The sequence below is a fragment of the Nonomuraea sp. NPDC048892 genome, from assembly GCF_040649735.1.
Taxonomy (GTDB): Bacteria; Actinomycetota; Actinomycetes; order Streptosporangiales; family Streptosporangiaceae; genus Nonomuraea; species Nonomuraea maheshkhaliensis.
Window position 1 is genome coordinate 70877 of sequence record NZ_JBEZFZ010000034.1, and the last position, 20212, is coordinate 91088.

The following is a 20212-nucleotide window of genomic DNA, read 5'->3' on the forward strand; positions in this document are numbered from 1 at the left end:
TGGCCGGGTTCAGGAAGCTCGGCGACCGGTGGGGCCTGAACGAGGCGCTGCTGAACCTGGCCTCGCTGCGGGCGGCCCAGGGCGCTCCGACCGACGACCTGATCGCCGGTACGTGGTCGCTGACCGGCGCGTGCCCTGCACGCCTGCCGCCGCGGCGATCTGGACCAGGCGCTCGAACGCTACCGGAGCCTGTTCGCGGTGCTGCCCGAGGTGGTGCCGGTCGTGCCGTTCACCGTCATGCTGCACACCTCGTACGGCCGGGCGCTGGCGCTGAGCGGCGACGTGGACGCGGCCATGGAGCAGCACCGCGTCGCCCTGGACGGGCTCGGCCGGCGGAACCAGGACCGGCCGCTGCTGTCGATGGTGCTGGCGGGGTTCGGGCTGGCCGAGCAGGCACGGGGCGACCAGGAGCGGGCGGCGGTGCTGTTCGGAGCCTCGGCGGCGGTCGAGCCGCCCGACGACCTGCCCGAGACCGTGGAGGTGCGGGGTTCCGGTTCGGCGGCCGGGCCTGGGGTTTTGCGGTCGGGATGCGGGGTTTTCCGGTCAGGACGGGGGATCTCCGGTCGAGGTTCGGGACTCTCCGGTCAGGGTGAGGAAGACGTCGTCCAGGGACGGCAGGCGCAGGGCGTGCTCGGCGAGCACCACCCCCGCGTCGTCTAGATGATTGCTTCCAGGAGTTCAGTGGTCATAGGCGGTCAGGGCACGCTTGACGGGCTGGGCGGTGTGATCGTTGTGCCAGATTGCGGCGGTCAGTGCCAGGACGCGCTGTAGGACGCGGGCAATCACGCCGCTGGGCGTGCGCCCGCGGTGGCGTTCCAGGTCGAGCTGGCCCTTGAAGGTCTCGTTGATCGATTCGACGACCTGCCGCAGTGGCTTGAACAGCTGGGTGCCCGGCCGTTCGTTCTCGCCCTTGCGGGCCGGTCGCAGCAGGCGCAGACCCAGCTCATCCAGGTGCCGCTCGAAGTCGCGGCCGGAGTAGTTCTTGTCGCAGATCAGCGTCTGCCCCGCCCGTCCGGAGAGCAAGCCGGGTTCGACCTCGAACATCGCCAGGGTCTCGCGCTCGTCGGCCTTGGCGCCGGTCAGCGCGAAGGCGACCGGCAGCCCGTGCAGGGTACAGACCAAGTGCAGCCGCAGCCCCCAGAAGAATCGGGAGTGGCTAGCGCAGTAGCCGTACTCGGCCCATGCCGCAGGTGGGTGCTGGTGTGGCGGATGAACCGCCGCTCGGAGGTGAACCCGAGCAGGGCCTGTATCACCGCCAGCGTGATCAGTTCCGCGTCCGTCAGTTTCGGCGCGATGCCCACCGCCGGACGCCACGGCGCCAGCTCTGCCGATTCCAGCAGCAGATCGTCGGATCTCACGTACAGTGCGGTGGCCAAGCAGTCGAGATCAGGCTGCACCAGTGCTTCCGCCTCCAATGAACAACCCCCGAATACTCTGGCGGAATCGGATACATCTGGCGCGAAGCGGTGCACTGCGCCGCCAGGTTGTGCGCAGGGCGGCGCAGGGGCAAATGTCAAGAGTTGCGGATGAGCTGAGGTTGTTCCTGCCGTTCAGTCAACGGCTGTCGCGGAGCTCCACGTTGACTGGGCGCCCAGGCTGCGGGTTGACAGCGCCACGGGTGGCGGTCACGGCAGCTGCGCAGAGTGCGATCGCGCTGGCGACGACGAACGCGGTGGTGTATCCCGATTCCGCCGGCGGTTGTCCCGGGCCGGTCGCCGCTGACACGATGACGGCGGCGAGCACAGAGCCGACAGCGCCGCCGATGGTGCGCAGGATGGTGTTGATCCCCGTGGCCGCGCCGGTCGCCGCCTGGCCGATGGCCCCGACGACCAGGCCGCCGAGCGAGGCGAAGGCAAGGCCGTAGGCCAGCCCCAGAAGAGCGCACCAGACGAGCAGCTCCGCGATGTGCTCGTGCAACAGGGCGAGGCCCCCCAGCGCGATGGCCGCGAGGACCGCGCCCGCCTGGAAAGCGGCCTTCGCGCCCAGGGAGCGGGTGATCCGCGCTGCCAGCGGCGCTGCGACGAGCATGCAGACGGCCATCGGGACCATCAGGAGCCCGGTCCGGGCCGGGGAGTAGCCGAAGCCGTACCCGAGGGCGGTGGGCGTCTGGACGAACAGCGGAAGGAGAGTGACCGCTGCGAACATCCCCACGGCCACGACCAGGGTGGCGATGTTCGTGGTGAGCAGCCGCGGCCCGATCAGGAGCCGCAGGTCGACCAGCGGTGCCGCAACGCGCCGCTCGACGAGCCCGAATGCGGCGGCGAGCGCGACCGCGGCGACGAACAGCATGACGATGCCCGGCGATGACCAACCCCATGCGCGGCCCTGGCTGATGGCGAGCAGGAGGGCGACCAGCGTGCCCGCGAGCAGGGCTGCTCCCGTCAGGTCGACCTGGCCGGCGGGAGAAGCGGACGTGGACGGTGAGGGCACGCGGACCATCCCGGCCAGGGCAAGCAGGGCCAGCACGGCAACGAACCAGAAGAGCACCGCGGGACCGGCGACATCGACGAGCGGACCGGCGGCGACCATGCCGAGCGCCCCACCGAAGCCGAACATCGCGCTGAGCGCCGCGACGACGCCTCCCAGCCGCTCGGCGGGAACCGTCTGGCGGGCCAGCCCGAAGGCGCAGGGGAAGACACCGCCGGAGAGCCCCTGCAGCACCCGGCCTGTCACGACTCCGGGGTACGAGCCGAGCGGGGTGCTCACCGCGGCCACCACCGAGCCGGCCAGCAGCAGTGCGAGACCGGTGACGAGGAGACGACGATGGCCGAACTGGTCACCGAGCCGCCCCGCCACCGGCGTCGCCACCGCGGAGGCGAGCATGAAGGCGGTCAAAAGCCAGGTAGCACCCGTCGCGGAGACGTCGAGTTCGCGGGCGAACACCGTCAGCGCGGCGAGCACGATCGTCTGCGCGATCGCCACGCCGCAAGCCGCGAGCAGCAACACCGGCGTCCCGCCTCCGGCGGGCCGACGCGCGCCGCCTCGCCGGAGCTTGCGTACGACGAACACGACCGCGGCGGTCAAGCCGGCCACCACCCACATCAGCGTTCCTCCTCGGTACGAGGCGCCGGCGCGGCCAGCTGCTGACGGGCCCACGCGAGCGCGGCGGCCGGGTCGTGTGTGGCGGTCGTCGGGCAACCCCACAGCTTCGCACCGGCTCTGATCACCTTGGCGTGGGCCTGTTGTGCCTCGGCCGAGACGACGAAGGCGAGACCGGCGCACCGGTCGCGCAGGCCCGGCCGCAGGGTCCTGATCAGCCGCACCCGCTCGCCAGCGCCAGCGAGCTTGCGCGGCCTGCCCTCGGGCATCGTGAGCACGGCCGCGAAGGGTTCGCGACGCTCCAGGGCGGCCGTCAGGACGTCGCCTATGCGGCGGGCGCCGACTGCGGGATCGAGGGCTGATACCTCAACGACTACCAACGGCCATTGTGTGAGCGCGGTGTCGGTGGTTCGACTCACTTCTGCTCCCTCGAAGATAGATAAGGGCAGCCTAACTTATTTATGACCATTGGTCACTAAATTGGCCCGGGCGGATTCGTAGACTGGGTTCGTGAAGGCGAAGACACCCAGGCTCGGCCGCCCCGCGCGACTGAGCCGTGAGCAGATCGTGGAGGCCGCGCTCGGCTGCGACCTGCGGACCGTGACCATGCGCGACATCGCAGAGCGACTCGGCGTCTCCCACTCGGCCCTTTACCGCTGGGTGGGCAATCGTGACGAGCTCCTCGACCTCGTCAGCGAGGTCGTCGTCGAACGCATCCTCCCGACGGCCGAGCCCACCGCCGACACCTGGCGGGAGTGGCTGTCTGACCTCGCCTGGAGGATGCACGATCAGTTCCTCGCCGTACCCGGCTACGCAGCCCACGTGGCGATGCCGCATCGCCACAACCCGCACGCCTTCGGCCGACTCCGCGACCGCGTCGTCTCGGCGTTCAAACTCGCCGGCGTCTCCGACGACATGGCCAAGCAGAGTTGGCACATCTTCGGGTTGGGCGTCGTGCAGTGGCTCGGAGCCCAGCAGATAGGGCACGACATCGGCCCGGACGCACCCCGCTTCGACCTCTTCCTTGACGTACTGCTGCGCGGGCTGCCGGCACAGGAGCCCAGTTCGTAGCCGTCCGACCAAGACCACGCACGTCCTGCCCCATAGCCAATCCCTTGGAAGCAATCATCTAGCCGCCGCAGCAAGGCGGGCGGTGCGGCCAGGTCGTGCACGGGGACGCTCAACAGGCCCCCGGCGGCCCGCACGCCGAGGATCCGCTCAGCTTTCTCCAGGTCGGCGGCGCGCAACGGCCTGACGTCCAGCCGGTGCCCGCCCGCCAGCGCCTTGAGCTCGGCGGGAGTCCCCGACGCGGCCACCCGGCCCCGGTCGATGACGAGCAGGTCGTCGGCGAGCTGGTCGGCCTCCGCCAGGTACTGGGTGGTCAGCAGCACCGTCACCCCGTCCGCGGTCAGCTCCTTGACCACGTCCCACAGCTCGCCGCGGGCGTGCGGGTCCAGGCCGGTGGTGGGTTCGTCGAGGAACAGCACGCGCGGGTCGCCGATGAGGCTCGCGGCCAGGTCGACGCGGCGGCGCATGCCGCCCGAGTAGCCGCCGACCGGCCGGCCGGCGGCCTCCTCCAGGCCGAAGCGGGTCAGCAGTCCGGCGGCCCTGGTCCTGGCCGCCGTTCTGGACAGGCCGAGCAGGCGGCCGATGAGCAGCAGGTTCTGGGTGCCGGTGAGCTGCTCGTCCACGGAGGCGTACTGGCCGGTCAGCCCGATCAGCTCGCGCACCCTGGCCGGGCGGCGGACGACGTCGTGGCCGCCGACCACCGCCCGGCCCGCGTCGGGGGTGACGAGGGTGGCCAGGACGCGTACGGCGGTGGTCTTGCCCGCGCCGTTGGGCCCGAGGACGCCGAGCACCGTGCCGGTCCTGACCGCCAGGTCGATGCCGTCCAGGGCGGCTTTGTCGCCGTACCTCTTGACCAAGCTTTCGGCTTCGATCGCGTACTTCATGCCGTTCACCGTGCCGGGCCGCCCTGGCATCCGCCTGTTACGCACCTGTCAGCCGCTGTCGGGCCGTCACTGTCACGCCGCCCGGAAACCCCCCGCCCCGCAGATCAACACATGTCCGCAAATTTGGGCCTTTCCTACGGCAACCAACGTCATCACTCTTCGTTCAGGCGCCGGTTGACACCCGAGCCCGAGCGCCTGGGGAGGACGAGGTGAAACGCCGTTTAGTCATCCTGCTGGCAGCCCTCAGCCTGGTCGGCCTGACCGGCATGACAGGTGCGGGCGCCTCAGCCGAGCCGCCGCCCAACAAGCAGTACCGGGTGGCGGGCCCGGCGAACGCGCAGCAGCGCAGCTCCGTGGCGGCGACCGGTGCCGCCATCGAAGAGGTGGCCAAGGACTCGGTCCTGGTCACGGCCACGGAAGCCGAGGTCTCCGCGATCAGGCGGCTGGGCTACCGGGTGTCGGAGGAGCCGCGCCCGACACCCCCGTCCGTCGACGGGTTTGACTTCCCGCCGTCGGACTCCGGCTATCACAACTACGCCGAGATGAACGCGGAGATCAACGCCATCGTCGCGGCCCATCCGAGCATCGTCAGCCAGAGCAACTACGGCACCTCGTACGAGGGCAGGCAGTTGCGCCTGGTGAAGATCAGCGACAACGTGGGCACCGACGAGAACGAGCCCGAGGTGCTGTTCACCGCGCACCAGCACGCCCGCGAGCACCTCACGGTCGAGATGGCGCTCTACATCATGCGCCTGCTGTCCGACGGCTATGGCACCGACGCGCGGATCACCGACCTGGTGAACACCAGGGAGATCTGGATCATGCCGGACCTCAACCCGGACGGCGGCGAGTACGACATCGCGAGCGGCAGCTACCGCTCCTGGCGCAAGAACCGCCAGCCCAACCCCGGCTCCTCGGCGGTCGGCACCGACATGAACCGCAACTGGGCCTACAACTGGGGTTGCTGCGGCGGTTCGTCCGGCTCGACCTCCAGCGAGACCTACCGCGGCGCGAACGCCGAGTCGACGCCGGAGGTCAAGGCGGCGGCCGACTGGGTGCGCAGCCGGGTGATCGGCGGCGTCCAGCAGATCAAGTCGCACATCGACTGGCACACCTACAGCGAACTCGTCCTGTGGCCCTACGGTTACACCTTCAACGACACCGCGCCCGGCCTGACCGCGGACGACCGCAACGCCCACGCCACCCTGGGCCAGAACATGGCCTCGACCAACAACTACACACCCCAGCAGGCCAGCGACCTCTACATCACCGACGGCACCATCGACGACTGGCTGTGGGGCGTCTACAAGATCTTCAGCTTCACCTTCGAGATGTACCCGACCGGCTCCAGCCCCGGCTTCTACCCGCCGGACGAGCAGATCGTCCCCCAGACGACCCGTAACAGGGAGGCGGTCCTGCGCTTCCTCGAATACTCGGACTGCGTCTACCGCATCATCGGCAAGGAGGCCCAGTACTGCGGCACCGGCACCCCGCCGGTGACCGTCTACTCCGACACGTTCGAGACGGCGACGGGCTGGACGGTGAACCCGAACGGCACCGACACGGCGACCACGGGCGTGTGGGAGCGCGGCGATCCGGCGGCGACCACGTCCAGCGGCGCCAAGCAGCTCGGCACCACGGTCAGCGGCACGAACGACCTGGTCACCGGCAGCCTGGCGGGCTCGTCGGCGGGCGACTTCGACATCGACGGCGGCGTCACCTCGATCCAGTCACCGCCGATCACGCTCCCCTCGACGGGCGCGCTGAACCTGTCGTTGTCGTGGTATCTGGCGCACGGCTCCAACTCCGCCAGCGCCGACTACTTCCGGGTCCGCGTCGTGGGGAGCACCACGGCCACCGTGCTCAACCAGACCGGCGCGGCCAGCAACCGCAACGGCGCCTGGGCCACCGCCACGGCGAGCCTGAGCGCGTTCGCCGGCCAGACGGTCCGCATCGTCATCGACGCGGCCGACGCCTCGGGAGCCTCCCTTGTGGAAGCCGGCGTCGACGACGTCAGGATCACCCAGCAACCGTAGGGAACAACCCACCACCACTCCGCCGCACGGGATTTCGGTCCCGTGCGGCGGAGTCGTGTTTGGGTCTTGTAAGGACGGACTGTCAAAGCTACGATCACGACAACTCTTAGGAAACTTTCCTAAAAGTAATCTTCAACCGGACAAAACCTGACATCCGCAGCAAGGTTACTCGCGCAGACACCCCCCAAAGGCCCGTGTTCACCTCCACGGGCCGTGCCGTACGGCTTGCGCTCTCACCCCCCGGTGCAAGCCGTACGGCACGCATACCCCGAAGGAAGAACCCCGTGAGATTACGCGCGATTCTCCTGTCGATCGCCACCGCCGCAGTCTGTCTCCAAGCACTCCCGGCCCAGGCCGCCTCCGCCACGGCCACCTTCACCAAGGTCTCCGACTGGGGCTCGGGCTTCGAGGGCAGAATCACCGTCACCAACGGCACCACCACCTCCATGAGCGGCTGGAACGTCCAGTTCGACGTCCCCCAGGGCTACTCGATCCCCTCCGCCTGGGACGCCGTCATGACCCGGAGCGGACAGCACTACACCTTCACCAACCCGAGCTGGGCCTCCCCGCTGGCGCCCGGCGCCAGCGTGAGCTTCGGCTTCAACGGCGCCCCCGGCAACTTCCCTGGCATCACCGGCTGCACGCTCAACGGCGCCGCCTGCGGGGGCGGCGGCTCCACACCGGGCGCACCCGGCGCGCCGGGCACCCCGTCGGCCACCGCGACGGCCGGCTCGATCGCGCTCAGCTGGGGCGCCGCCAGCGGCACGGTGACCGGCTACCGCGTCTACGAGGGCGCCACAGTCAAGGCCACAGTCACGGGCACCAGCGCCACGATCGGCGGCCTCGGCACCTGTGAGACCCACACCTACACGGTCAAGGCGTACAACGCCCAGGGCGAGTCGCCGGGACGGGACGTCACCGCCACCACCACCGGCTGCCCCCCAGGCGGCGGCGGGAGCCTGCCCAAGCACTTCCTCACCGGCTACTGGCACAACTTCGTCAACCCGGCCGTCGAGCTGAAGCTCTCGGCCGTGCCCGCCGAGTACGACCTCATCGCGGTCGCGTTCGGCGAGGCCACCGCGACGGCGGGAGAGGTCGTCTTCTCCGTCGACCCGGGCCTCGCCTCGGCGGTCGGCGGCTACACCGACGCCCAGTTCAAGGCCGACGTGCAGGACCTGCACCAGCGCGGCAAGAAGGTCATCCTCTCGGTCGGCGGCGAGGCCGGGCGCGTGCAGGTGGCCGACGCGGCGGCGGCGACCAGGTTCGCCGACTCCGTGTACGCGATCATGCGCTCGTACGGCTTCGACGGCGTGGACATCGACCTGGAGAACGGCCTCAACGCCACCTACATGGCCCAGGCCCTGCGGTCGCTGCGCGCCAAGGCCGGCGCCGAGCTGATCATCACGATGGCGCCCCAGACCATCGACATGCAGACGACCGGGATGGAGTACTTCAAGCTAGCCCTGTCCATCAAGGACATCCTCACGGTCGTCCACACGCAGTTCTACAACTCCGGCTCCATGCTCGGCTGCGACCAGGCCCAGGCGTACGGGCAGGGCTCGGTCAACTTCATGACCGCGCTGGCCTGCATCCAGCTGGAGAACGGCCTGCGCCCCGACCAGGTCGCGCTCGGCCTGCCCGCCGGGCCTGGAGCCGCGGGCGGCGGGATCGTCTCTCCCTCGCTCGTCAACCAGGCCCTCGACTGCCTGGCCAAGCGCACCAACTGCGGGACCTTCGTGCCACCGCGCGCCTACCCCGACATCAGGGGTGCGATGACCTGGTCCATCAACTGGGACGCCAGCAACAACTGGAACTTCTCCCGAACCGTCAAGCCCCACCTCCAGGGAATGCCATGAGACTTCGCAGCAGACTGACCGCCCTGGCGACCGGCCTGGCCCTCGCGCTGACCGGCGCCGGGCTCGCCTCCGGCGCTCCCGCGGCGTACGGCGAGAGCGCGCAGGTCCAGCAGTTGGCCGCCGCCTGGGCCCCGTGGACCTCCTACGCCGTCGGCGCGGTCGTCACCCACAACGGCGTCGACTACGTGTGCCTCCAGGCGCACACCTCCCAGCCCGGCTGGGAGCCGCCGAACGTGCCCGCCCTGTGGAAGCAGGGCTCGGGCGGCGGTGGCGGCGGTGACACCTCGGCGCCGTCCGTGCCCGGCAACCTGCGCTCGACCGGCGTCACCTCCAGCAGCGTCTCGCTGGCCTGGAACGCCTCCAGCGACAACGTCGGCGTCACCGGCTACAACGTCTACCGCGGCGGCACCCTGGTCACGACCGTGACCGGCACGTCGTACACCGACACCGGCCGGGCCGCGAGCACCAGCTACACCTACACGGTCCGCGCCCGCGACGCGGCGGGCAACCTGTCCGGCAACAGCAACTCCGTCACCGCGACCACTTCGGCGGGCGGCGGTGGCGGGGGCGACAATCCCACCAAGATGGCCGGGGCTCCCTACCTCTACATGGGCTGGGGCAACCCGCCCAACCCGGGCACGGTCATGGACGCGACCGGCGTGAAGTCGTTCACGATGGCGTTCATCCTGTCGAGCGGCGGCTGCAACCCGGCCTGGGACGGCAACCGCCCGCTGACCGGCGGCGCCGACCAGCAGGCGATCAACACGATCAAGTCGAAGGGCGGCAACGTCCAGATCTCCTTCGGCGGCTGGCAGGGCAACAAGCTCGGCCCCAACTGCTCCACCCCGCAGGCGTTCGCGGGCGCGGTGCAGCAGGTCATCAACGCCGTCGGCCCCGCCGTCGTGGACTTCGACATCGAGAACACCGACGAGTTCGAGAACTACACCGTCCAGGACCGCATCCTGAACGGGCTCAAGATCGTCAAGCAGAACAACCCGAACGTCAAGATCGTCGTCACCTTCGGCACCTCCACGACGGGCCCCAACAGCCACGGCATCCGGCTGATCAATCAGTCGCGGGCGCTTGGCGTGCCGATCGACAACTACACGATCATGCCGTTCGACTTCGGCGGCTCGAACATCTACCAGGACACCGTCAACGCCTCCGAGGGCCTGAAGAACGCGCTGAAGAACGCGTTCGGCTGGAACGACGCGCAGGCGTACGCGCACATGGGCATCTCCGGCATGAACGGCCTGTCCGACCAGCAGGAGCTGACCACGCCCGGCACCTGGACCCAGATCCGCGACTGGGCCAAGGCGAGGGGCCTGACCAGGCTCGCGTACTGGGCCGTCAACCGCGACCGGCCCTGCCCCGGCGGCGGAGTCGTCTCCAACTGCAGCGGCGTCGCCCAGTCCGACTGGGAGTTCACCCGCATCACCGCCGGTTTCTGACCCGCTGAGCGGCCCGTCCTCCACGTGGGGGCGGGCCGCAGTGAGGAACAACACGCCCCATGAAATTCCGAGCGGTCCTGCTCGCCACTGCTCTGACCGTTTTGCCGGCCACAGTCCTGACCGTCCTGCCCGCCGCCCCGGCCGCGGCCGCGAACATCCTGGCCAACCCCGGCTTCGAGTCCGGGCTGAGCGGCTGGAGCTGCCCGTCGGACGCGCAGGCCGTGTCCTCGCCCGTGCACGGCGGCACGCGGGCGCTCCGCGCGACCCCGCAGGGCAGCGACTTCGCCCGATGCCAGCAGGTCGTCACGGTCAAACCGGGCACGACGTACGAGCTGTCCGCGTGGGTCCAGGGCGACTACGTCTTCCTCGGCGCCACAGGAACGGGCGTCAGCGCCAGCACGTGGGGCGCGCCCGGCGGCCAGTGGGGCCAGCTCAGAACCTCCTTCACCACCGGGGCCGGCACCACGTCGGTCACGATCCACGTCAACGGCTGGTACGGCCAGGGCGCCTACGTGGCCGACGACGTGGTGCTCGACGGCCCCGGCGGCACCCCCGACACGCAGGCGCCGACGACGCCGGGCAACCTGACGGTCGGCGGCGCCACCTCCTCCTCACTCTCCCTGTCCTGGAACGCCTCGACCGACGACGTCGGCGTGGCCCGCTACGAGGTCTCCCGCGACAACGCCGCCCCCGTGGCCGTCACGGGCACCTCTTACCAGGCGACCGGCCTGGCCGCCTCCACCACGTACCGCTTCAAGGTCCGCGCCTGCGACGCCGCGGGCAACTGCTCGCCGTACGGCTCCGAGGCGAGCGGCACCACGACCGCCGGGGGCGGCGGCGGGGGAGGCGGGCTGCCGAAGCGGGTGCTCGTGGGCTACCTGCACGCGTCGTTCGCCAACGGCTCCGGCTACGTACGGATGAGTGACGTACCCGACGAATGGGACGTCATCAACCTCGCCTTCGGCGAACCCACCTCCGTCACCTCGGGCGACATCAGGTTCCGCCAGTGCCCGGCCGCCGAGTGCCCGAACGTCGAGTCCGAGGCCGACTTCATCGCCGCCATCAGGGCCAAGCAGGCCAGGGGCAAGAAGGTGCTGATCTCGATCGGCGGCCAGAACGGCCAGGTCCAGCTCACGACCGCGGCCGCGCGCGACAAGTTCGTCGAGTCCGTCGGCGCGATCATCGACAGGTACGGCCTCGACGGCCTCGACATCGACTTCGAGGGCCACTCCCTCTATCTCAACCCCGGCGACACCAACCTCGCCAATCCCACCACGCCGGTCGTCGTCAACCTGATCTCCGCGCTCAAGTCGCTCAAGAGCCGCTACGGCGCCAGGTTCACGCTGACCATGGCCCCCGAGACGTTCTTCGTCCAGCTCGGCTACCAGTTCTACGGCCCCGGCCCGAACGGCGCGGCCGACAACCGCTCCGCCTCCTACCTGCCCGTCATCCACGCCATGCGCGACGACCTGACCCTGCTCCACGTGCAGGACTACAACTCGGGACCGATCAAGGGCCTCGACGACCAGTACCACACGATGGGCGGGCACGACTTCCACGTGGCGATGACGGACATGCTGCTGGCCGGCTTCCCGATCATGGGCAACGCGGCCAACAGGTTCCCGCCGCTGCGCCAGGACCAGGTCGCCATCGGCCTGCCCGCCTCGGTGAACGCGGGCAACGGGTTCACCGCCGTCGCGGAGGTGCACAAGGCACTCGACTGCCTGACCAAGGGGAGCAACTGCGGCACGTACCGGCCGCGCGGCCTCTACCCGGACCTGCGCGGCCTGATGGCCTGGTCGATCAACTGGGACAGGTTCAACGGCAACGAGTTCTCCCGCAGCCACCGCGCCTACCTGAACGCTCTTGGTTGACGCTTACCGGAACCGGACCAGCTGGGTCGGCTTGAGCGGCAGGCCCAGCCCCGGCGGCCGGTAGGTGGGCAGCGCTTCGCCGTACTCGTGCATCCAGGCGTGGTCCACCAGCAGCCGCATCCGCCGCTCCTCCCGCGCCCCGCCCGCCTCGGCCGGGGCACGGGACCCGGCCAGCCGGGCCACCGCCTCGGCCAGCAGGCCCGGCTCGGGCGGCGACAGGTCGCAGTGCTCGTCCGGACCGATGAGCAGGTCCACCTCCGGCGGCAGCGGATAGATCGGCCGCGGCAACGCCAGTACGCGCGGCGGCGGCGCCATCGGCCAGCCGTCCGCCACGGCCTCAAGCAGCACCGAGCGCGCCGTCCTGCGCGCGAACAGCCCCTCCGCCAGCGCCCAGCTCAGCGCCCCCACGTCGGAACGGTCCTCGCCGCAGGCGTGCAGGCACAGGTACGGCACCAGCGGGATCCCCGCCCCGCCCGCCTGCGCCCACCCGCCGCCGCACCCGGTGAGCACCAGCAGGGCCAGCATCGCCCGGTACGCGGTGTCGGCGTGCGGCGTCTCCAGCCGCCCCGGCACGATCACGCACCGCCCGCCGGTCTTCTCCGCCGTCACCCCCAGCTCCCGCGCCGTCTTCAGCGCCCGCGACGCGGCTACCCCCGTGTACGCCTCCTGCCAGGCCGGCGTGTACGGCTCCGCCCGGTCCTCGTACCCGGAAGGCCACACCCCGGGCAACCCGGGACGAGCCACCCCGTAGACCGCGAGCAGCAGGTCGAACACCGTCGTCACCAGGTCGTCCCCGTCACGCAGCACCGGCACGCCACGCCGCAGCACCCCGGGCCCGTCGTCGAAGCGCGGCAGCAGCACCTCCGCCGCCTCGCCGCCGTACACGCTGAGCCGCCCGCACGCCCCGCCCGTCAGCTCGCCCGGCACGTACGCGTCCTCGCGCCCGCGCAGTCGCACCAGGCACGGCAGGTCAGTGCGCTCCATGGCGTGCCCGTCGAACGGCGTGCGGTCCAGGAAGAACTCCTTGAGCAGCACGTGCCCCATCGCCATGGCCAGCGCCCCGTCCGTGCCCGGCCGGACCACCAGCGTCTCGTCCGACAGCCGCGTCGGATGCGTGCCGATCGCGACCACCTTCTGCCCCTTGTACCGCCCGGCGATCACCCACGGCGTCCCCGGCGTGCGGACGAGCCGGTTGTTCTCCCCCCAGAGCAGCACGTACGCCGCCCGCGCCCAGTCGTCGGCCCCCGGCCCCGTGAAGGACGGCCCCAGCACCTGCTCGGGCGCGCACGGATGCTCGGTCAGCACCGCGCCGCCGAGCCCGCTCACCACCTCCGCCAGCGGCGACGTCGCCAGCGCCGCCACCCGCTCGGGGCCGTGCCGCGTGGCGGTGCAGACGATCGCCGCCGCCGCGAGCTCGGCCGCCGTGCCGTCGTCCAGCGGCACCCGTCTCTCGCCCCGAGCACGCCGGTATTGCTGTGAGTTGCCTGTGAGTTTCGCCCAGGCCGCGACCGGGTCGCGCAGCCCATCTCTCACCTCGAAGTAGAGCCTGACCAGTGCCTGGTTGACCTGCGATCCCCCCATGGAAAAAGTTCAACACAGACGGTGATCTCGTATCGGGATACGTGTCGGCATGTCGGGGATAAGAATTGGAAGCCCTGGTGGCGGCAGTGTCCGGGGTACGGCAGGCTAGATGCCGCCATGGATTACGCAGCTCTCACGGGGATCGTCCTCGTAGCCGGTGTCGTGCTCGCCCTCGTCGCCCAACGGCGCGACTGGCGGCCTCCTCTGATCGTCGCCATCCTCGTGGGCGTCGCCGTACGCGTGCTCATCATGTACACCTCGGCGATCGACTCCTGGCAGCCCGTCGACTTCATGGAGAGCTTCAAGCCCGCCGGCGAGGCAGTGCTGCGCGGTGAGGACCCCGTGCTGGCCAGCGAGGGCGGCTGGCACTTCCTGCCGACCATCCCCTACGTCTACGGCATCCTGCTGTGGCTGGGCATCCCGTGGGAATACGCCGGGCGCCTGGTCACCGTGGTCGCCGACATCGTGCTCATCCCGCTGGTCGCCAAGCTCGCCGGCGGCCCCAAGGCGTCGCTGCGCGCCCTGCAGTACGCGCTCAACCCGCTCGCCGTGCTCATCGCCTCCGTCCACGGCCAGGTGGAGCCCGTGGCGCTCGTGTTCGGCGTGGCCGCGTTCGTCGTCGCCCGCGGCCCCGGCGACCCCGACCGGCCCGGCATGGTCACCGACGTGGTGGCCAAGGTCCGCGCCGGCGTGGCCGCGTACGGCATCAAGCGCTCCGTCCCGCGCGTGATCGGCCGCCGCGGCATGCTGCACCGCGCCCTGCTGCCCGGCGACGACGACCGCGCCCACCTGCGGCGCGGCGCGCTGGCCGGCGTGCTGATGGGCCTGGCGCTGTGCGCCAAGAGCTGGCCGATCTGGCTGATCCCCGGCATGCTGCTGCTCCTGCCCAACCTGCGCGCCCGCGTGGCCGCCCTGTTCACCACCGGCCTGCTGCCGATCTTCTTCCTGGTGACGCTGCCGGTCTTCGCCGGCACATCGCTCAACCAGATCCCCCAGGTCATCGACACCATCCGCGACATCCGGCCCATCGTCGGCGAATGGGGCTGGACCCCGTGGTTCACCGGCGGCAGCTGGGACCTGCGGCCCGAGCTGGCCTCGTTCGGCACCAACCTCATCTACGCCGCCGTCGTCCTCGTCATCGTCTACTGGCGGCGGGCCGACCCGATCGACATGACCACGGCCATCCTGCTCGTCTTCATGGTCCTGACGCCCCGGCTGGGCGCCCAATACCTGCTGTGGTTCATGCCGTTCCTGGTCGCCAGGCCCGCCAAGTGGGCCTGGGCGGCCATTCTGGGCAGCTCGATCTGGGCCGGTTACGGCTATCTCGTCATGACGCAGTTCGACACCAACGGCTGGTGGTTGCAGCACACGTACTGGTCGCGGGCCTCCATCGTGCTGCTGCCGGTGCTCGCGCTGGCCATGCCCTGGGGCCGCCGCGTCGCGACGGTCCCAGGACTGACCGGCGCCTTGAAGCGGCCGGCCACGGCCAAGATCAGCTCACCGGCATAGGCGCCCCCACAGCGTGACCCACTGGTCGGGGTGGACGTGGCCCACTACGGCGTCGCGGGCCACCCCGGCCGCCTCCAGTGCGGCGTCCACGCCGTCGTACCGGAGCTGCAGCGAGGCCCGCACCGAGCCGCCCAGCCCGCCGAAGCCCAGCTCGACCAGCTCCCGGTAGGAGCGGCCGCCGGACACCAGCGGCTGCGGCCTGCGCTCCACGCGCAGGATCGCCGAGTCCACCGACGGCACCGGCCGGAAGCTCTCCCTGCCGACCGTGTCGCCGAGCCGCCAGGAGAACCACGGCCACGACTCCACCGTGACCAGGCTCCACCGGCCGTAGTCGCCGGAGCGCTTGCGGGCGTACTCCCGCTGCGTGAGCAGCGTCGCCGAGGTCAGGGCCGGCGCCCGCAGGCACCAGTCCACGATCCGCGACGTGATCGCGTAGGGGATGTTCCCCACCACCGCGAACGGCTCACGCGGCGCCCGCGCGGCGGTGAAGTCGCCCCGTACCACGTCGATCCGGGAATCGCCGCGAGTGCGGGAGGCCAGTCGGCCGGCCAGCCGCGGATCGATCTCGTAGCCGATCACCCGCGCGCCCGCCTCGGCCAGCGCCAGGGTGAGCACGCCAGGGCCAGAACCGGGCTCCAGCACCAGCCCCCTGGGCGCGGCGGCCTTGATCATCAGCTCGACGGCATGTCCGTCGGTCAGGAAGTTCTGCGACAGCGTGCGCCGCGCCCGATCCACGGGCGAACGGCCGCTGCTCCTGGCCTGTTTCTTCTGGGTGTGTGAATAGTTTCCGTGCGCGAAGTTCTGCGCCACAGCACTGCCCTTCCGGGTCCTCGAGATTCATCGGGTCTCGAAGGGCCCTGGGCGCGCCTGCGGACGCTCCGTTCAGGTCGTGGCGTCCGCTAGCGGGCCAGAGCCCGGCTGTGGCGGATGCGCGTGAAGACCTGGCAGCAGTACATGCATGACATGCCGGTCACTGTAGGCAGGGGCTTTCCCGGCGGGCAACGCAATAAAAGCGCGTCCGGTTTCTACAATCGCCCGCCGCGACCCCTCGGATAGCTTCGCGACATACCCACCTCGAAGGACTCCTCAGAGGATTCCTCAGAAGGACTCCTCAGAAGGGCGATGCCGACATGGACGTACTCGATCGCGCCGAGCAGTACCTGCTCAGACACGGAAGACTCATCGACCGGCTGCGCTTCGCGGCGATGTTCCGGGGCGGGCCGCGCGAACGCGTGCTCGACGCGCTGCGCGGCTACCAGAACCCCGACGGAGGCTTCGGCAACGCGCTGGAGCCCGACCTGCGCGGCGCGGGCAGCCAGCCGGAACCCGTCGAGGTGGCGTTCTGGATCCTGGACGAGATCGACGCGTTCGACTCGCCCATGGTGACCGCCGCCTGCGACTACCTCGCCTCCATCACCACCCCGGACGGCGGCGTGCCGTGGGTGCTCCCGTCCGTCATGGACACGCCCCGCGCCCCCTGGTGGCAGACGGACGACGACCCGCCGGGCGACCTCGTCCCCACCGCCGCCATCGCCGCGCTCCTGCACGAGCACGGGGTCGACCATCCCTGGCTGGGCCCCGCCACCGAGTTCTGCTGGTCGCGGATCGCCGAGCTCAAGGAGCCCGGCGCCTACCAGGCCCAAGCCGTGGTGACGTTCCTCGACCGGGTCCCCGACCGGGAGCGGGCCGCGGCCGAGCTCGCGCGGGTGCGCGACGTGCTCCTCTCCATGGTCTCCTTCGACCTGGCCGCGTCCGGGCACGTGCACTTCCCGCTGGACTTCGCGCCCGCGCCGCTGCGGCTGCCGCTGTTCGCGCAGGACGTCCTCGACACCCACCTCGACGCGCTCGCCGCCGCCCAGACCGAGGAAGGGGGCTGGACGGCGAACTGGGCGATGTGGACACCCCTGCTGGAGCACGAATGGGGCGGACACATCACGATGGAGCGGCTCAAGACGCTGCGCGCGTACGGGAGACTCCCCGGCTGACCCGGTTCCTGTCGGAGGCGTGACGTACGTTGGTGGCATGTACGCCGAACGGCACCCCGGCCCCGGCCTGGCCGACCGCATCGCCTGCGGCTGGCACCGGATCAGCGAGGCATCGTTCACCCAGCTCGTGGTCCCCGACGCCTGCGTCGACCTCATCTGGGGCGCGTCCGGCCTCTTCGTGGCCGGCCCCGACACCGGCCCCATGCCCGCGTCCGTCGCGTCCGGCGAGACCATGGTCGGCATCCGCTTCCGGCCCGGCGCGGTCGGCGACTTCTTCGGCGTCCCCCTCCACGAGCTGCGCGACCGGCGTGTCCCGCTCACCGACCTGCCCGGTCACGAGTCCCTCCTCGCCGACCTGCTCGACCCGCCGCCCGCGCCGCTGCCGCAGTGGCGCCCGCAGAGCCCCGGCTTCGGCCTCCCCGACCGCGCCGACGAGACCCTTCGGCGCCCGCCCCCTGTCACCGGCCCCCCGCAGAGGGGCGTCGCTCCGTCGACGCGCGTCGCGGAAGCGGAGGCGCGGCTCGGGGTCATGCGGGCGGCGGTCGGCAGACGTCTGGCGTCGGCTCCCGCCGACCCAGCCGCGCGCGCCATGGCCACTGCCCTGGGCAGCGGGCGCTCGGTGGCCCAGGTGGCCTGGGACCTCGGCTACAGCGAACGCCAGCTGCAACGCCGCAGTGTGACCTCGTTCGGCTACGCGCCCAAGACCCTCCAGCGCGTCGTCCGCTTCCAGCGCGCGCTGAGACTGGCCCGGGAAGGCGTCCCGCCGGCGGAGGTGGCGGTCAGAGCCGGCTTCACCGACCAGGCCCACCTCGCCAACGACGTCAAGCGCCTGAGCGGCGTACAGCTGAGCCGCCTCATCTGACAGGCGGCCCCGAGCTCACCTCATGTCGCGCCGGCCCCGCAGAATCTCGACCCCGTCACCGTCCAGTTCGTCGCAGTACCCCGAACGCCCGGTCGTGGCCATCACCAGCGCCAGGGTCCCGCCGGAGACGAGCGGCCCTGAGCCGGTGGCGAACGGGCCGTCGTCGGCGACGAGCCGCAGCCCCGCGATCCGCCGCTTGGCCGCGACGACCAGATCGGATCTTCGGTAATACTCGGCCACCCGGGTGAGGGTGCCGATCGGGTAGGCATGGCGCAGGCCCAGCGGCCGCCGGATGTCCTCGGCGTGCACGATCGTCTCGCCCAGCAGCGCCAAGACCGGAAGCGGCGGCTTGGTCGTGCTCGTGACGACGCGGCGGAACCTCTCGTGCGTCTCGGCCCCGGTCGCGCCCAGTTGCTCGGCCAGCCGTACGGCGACGTGCTTGTCGAAGTCGAACCGGTAGCGGATCACACCCGTCAGCCAGCGCACGCCGTTCAGGCTCGCCGACGAGGTGAGATGCGCCAGCACCTCACGCACGCTCAACCCCGCGCACAGCGACGGCGTCGCCCACGCCGCATCGGTCAGCTCTGCCAGATCGGCCGCCAGGGCCACCCGCTCGGCATGCACCAGCGGCCAGATGTCTCCAGGGCCGGACGGCTTCTCGTCGTGGGTCACAGGGCTCCTCGGGCGGGCTCGGGGGAACGGTCGATGGTACGGACCTCGGCCACGGCACGAAATCATCGCTCATCGGCGAAGCCGCCTCAGCGGCCCGTCCCCGCGGTGGGGAGTTTGCCCGACACCAGACCCTGCACCCATTTCGCGTTCGGATCGCTGTCGATCAGCAGGGCGCGCGTCAGCAGACTCAGCGGAATGGCGAGAATCGCGCCGAGCGGTCCCAGGGCGAAAGTCCAGACGATCAGCGAGATGAACGTCATCGTCGTCGACAGCCCCACGGCGTCCCCCAGGAATTTCGGCAGAATGAACGACTGCGTGACGACGTTGATGACGGTGTAGGCCACGATGACGAGCACCATCGTCCGCACACCGCCGTCCAGCAGGGCGAGCATCGTCGGCGGCAGCAGCGCGATGACGAACCCGATGTTGGGGATGTAATTGGCGATGAGCGCCAGCACACCCCACAACAACGGCAGCGGCACGTCCAGCAGGGAAAGCGCGACCATGTCGAGAATCGCATTGATCAGCCCGAAAACCGTGGAGACGATCAGATAACGCCGTGTCTTGTGGGCGAACGTGGCCAATGCCGTCACCAACTGCGGCCGGTTTCCTTCTCCTGTCGCGAGAATTCTCGCGGTCATCGGCGCGTCGAGCGACATCGCCAGCAACAGCACCACGATGAGGAAGAGCGCGGACAACACCCCGATCAGACTGCCGAGCAGACTCTGCGCCAGCCCCAGGACCCGCCCCGGATCGAACACCTCCAGCCCCTTGGCGAGCATCTCGTTGCTGAGCCCGTGGGTGACGGCCCAGTGCTGGGCGTCGGCGAGGAGGCGTTCGAACTGGTGGGTGTAGGACGGCAGCAGCGAGACGAGCTCGGTGGCCGAGATGGTGAGGATTCCGACCATGGCCAGCAGCACGAGCACCACGATGAAGAACGGCACCGCGACCTGCACCCAGGTGGGGGCGTTCCAGGCGCTGAGCCGGGCCCGTACCGGGGAGACCGCGATGACCAGCACGAGAGCCAGCACGACGGGGCCGGCGATGGAGGCCACCTCACGGACCCCGAAGAGCACGACCACCGCGGCGGCGGCCCCCACGAGGATGGTGAGCGCCCGGGGCACGGATCGATCTGGCACGCCCCGTTCCTACCCCTGGCGTGTGGGCGAACCATCGATTTGACGGTTCCCGGAGGCGTACATAGAGTTCACCAGTCCCACGAGGACGGCGTGATCGCCGGACTCACTCGGGGGCCACCTCCAGACTCCACCTCGACGGTGCGGCGTGCGCGTCCACTCGAAACGGCTGGTAAGTTTGAGGGGTTGTCTCCGAAAGGGGGCGGCGCTTAATTCCCGCAGGTCGAGCGAGTCCGGTCAATTTGACAGGGACTTGAAC

16 protein-coding genes and 1 pseudogene are annotated in these 20212 nt (G+C 70.4%); 9 read left to right on the forward strand and 8 right to left on the reverse strand.

Annotated features, from left to right (window positions below; translation table 11 throughout):
* The first annotated feature begins 198 nt into the window (after positions 1-198).
* Complete coding sequence (locus AB0C28_RS50150; protein ID WP_358083640.1) at positions 199-660, forward strand: hypothetical protein; 462 nt, start codon at positions 199-201, stop codon at positions 658-660.
* Between the two features lie 18 nt (positions 661-678).
* On the opposite strand, the gene AB0C28_RS50155 is transcribed toward AB0C28_RS50150, so the two are convergent.
* The 3 genes from AB0C28_RS50155 to AB0C28_RS50165 all read right to left on the reverse strand — a co-directional run bounded on the left by AB0C28_RS50155 (position 679) and on the right by AB0C28_RS50165 (position 3458).
* Positions 679-1314, reverse strand: a complete 636-nt coding sequence (locus AB0C28_RS50155) for a transposase (RefSeq protein ID WP_358083643.1) — start codon at positions 1312-1314, stop codon at positions 679-681.
* A 240-nt stretch (positions 1315-1554) separates the two neighbouring features.
* A complete protein-coding gene (locus tag AB0C28_RS50160) occupies positions 1555-3042 on the reverse strand; it encodes an MFS transporter (RefSeq protein ID WP_358083646.1) in 1488 nt (495 codons plus the stop codon).
* Positions 3042-3458 carry a hypothetical protein gene (locus AB0C28_RS50165; RefSeq protein ID WP_357858073.1) on the reverse strand — a complete coding sequence of 139 codons (417 nt, stop codon included), beginning with the start codon at positions 3456-3458 and terminating at the stop codon, positions 3042-3044. The genes AB0C28_RS50160 and AB0C28_RS50165 overlap by 1 nt, the downstream gene beginning before the upstream one ends.
* A 187-nt stretch (positions 3459-3645) precedes the next feature.
* On the opposite strand from AB0C28_RS50165, the gene AB0C28_RS50170 reads away from it, so the two are divergent.
* A complete protein-coding gene (locus AB0C28_RS50170; RefSeq protein WP_357858121.1) occupies positions 3646-4110 on the forward strand; it encodes a TetR/AcrR family transcriptional regulator in 465 nt (154 codons plus the stop codon).
* Between the two features lie 53 nt (positions 4111-4163).
* On the opposite strand, the pseudogene AB0C28_RS50175 reads toward AB0C28_RS50170, so the two are convergent.
* Positions 4164-4991 (reverse strand): annotated as a pseudogene (locus AB0C28_RS50175) (ATP-binding cassette domain-containing protein); the annotation flags it as partial.
* Positions 4992-5200: 209 nt separating this feature from the next.
* On the opposite strand from AB0C28_RS50175, the gene AB0C28_RS50180 reads away from it, so the two are divergent.
* The 4 genes from AB0C28_RS50180 (at position 5201) to AB0C28_RS50195 (ending at position 12208) form a co-directional block, all read left to right on the forward strand.
* Positions 5201-7027 (forward strand): M14 family zinc carboxypeptidase, encoded by a 1827-nt coding sequence (locus AB0C28_RS50180; protein WP_358083649.1) that lies wholly within the window; start codon positions 5201-5203, stop codon positions 7025-7027.
* A 284-nt stretch (positions 7028-7311) separates the two neighbouring features.
* On the forward strand, positions 7312-8883 hold the full coding sequence (locus AB0C28_RS50185; protein WP_358083652.1) for a glycosyl hydrolase family 18 protein: 1572 nt from the start codon (positions 7312-7314) through the stop codon (positions 8881-8883).
* On the forward strand, positions 8880-10334 hold the full coding sequence (locus tag AB0C28_RS50190; protein WP_358083655.1) for a carbohydrate-binding protein: 1455 nt from the start codon (positions 8880-8882) through the stop codon (positions 10332-10334). Before AB0C28_RS50185 ends, AB0C28_RS50190 begins: the two co-directional genes overlap by 4 nt.
* Before the next feature lie 59 nt (positions 10335-10393).
* Positions 10394-12208 (forward strand): glycoside hydrolase family 18 protein, encoded by a 1815-nt coding sequence (locus AB0C28_RS50195; RefSeq protein WP_358083658.1) that lies wholly within the window; start codon positions 10394-10396, stop codon positions 12206-12208.
* A gap of 3 nt (positions 12209-12211) precedes the next feature.
* Here AB0C28_RS50195 and AB0C28_RS50200 read toward each other — a convergent pair whose 3' ends face one another.
* A complete protein-coding gene (locus tag AB0C28_RS50200; protein ID WP_357858087.1) occupies positions 12212-13789 on the reverse strand; it encodes a molybdopterin-dependent oxidoreductase in 1578 nt (525 codons plus the stop codon).
* A 117-nt stretch (positions 13790-13906) separates the two neighbouring features.
* Between AB0C28_RS50200 and AB0C28_RS50205 the strand changes: the two genes are divergently transcribed.
* On the forward strand, positions 13907-15298 hold the full coding sequence (locus AB0C28_RS50205; RefSeq protein ID WP_357858090.1) for a hypothetical protein: 1392 nt from the start codon (positions 13907-13909) through the stop codon (positions 15296-15298).
* Here the strand turns inward: AB0C28_RS50205 and erm are convergent.
* Positions 15287-16108, reverse strand: a complete 822-nt coding sequence (gene erm, locus AB0C28_RS50210; RefSeq protein ID WP_357858092.1) for a 23S ribosomal RNA methyltransferase Erm — start codon at positions 16106-16108, stop codon at positions 15287-15289. The two genes, AB0C28_RS50205 and erm, sit on opposite strands and share 12 nt — an antisense overlap.
* 320 nt (positions 16109-16428) lie before the next feature.
* Here erm and AB0C28_RS50215 point away from each other — a divergent pair, with 320 nt between their 5' ends.
* Both AB0C28_RS50215 and AB0C28_RS50220 read left to right on the forward strand, forming a co-directional pair.
* Complete coding sequence (locus AB0C28_RS50215; protein WP_357858095.1) at positions 16429-17283, forward strand: hypothetical protein; 855 nt, start codon at positions 16429-16431, stop codon at positions 17281-17283.
* A gap of 19 nt (positions 17284-17302) precedes the next feature.
* Positions 17303-18145 (forward strand): DUF6597 domain-containing transcriptional factor, encoded by an 843-nt coding sequence (locus AB0C28_RS50220; RefSeq protein WP_357858098.1) that lies wholly within the window; start codon positions 17303-17305, stop codon positions 18143-18145.
* A gap of 15 nt (positions 18146-18160) precedes the next feature.
* Here the strand turns inward: AB0C28_RS50220 and AB0C28_RS50225 are convergent, their stop codons facing one another.
* On the reverse strand, positions 18161-18817 hold the full coding sequence (locus tag AB0C28_RS50225; protein ID WP_358083661.1) for a maleylpyruvate isomerase family mycothiol-dependent enzyme: 657 nt from the start codon (positions 18815-18817) through the stop codon (positions 18161-18163).
* Positions 18818-18903: 86 nt separating this feature from the next.
* Entirely contained in the window at positions 18904-19956 is a 1053-nt protein-coding gene (locus AB0C28_RS50230; RefSeq protein ID WP_358083664.1) for an AI-2E family transporter, read from the reverse strand.
* Between the last annotated feature and the right edge of the window lie 256 nt (positions 19957-20212).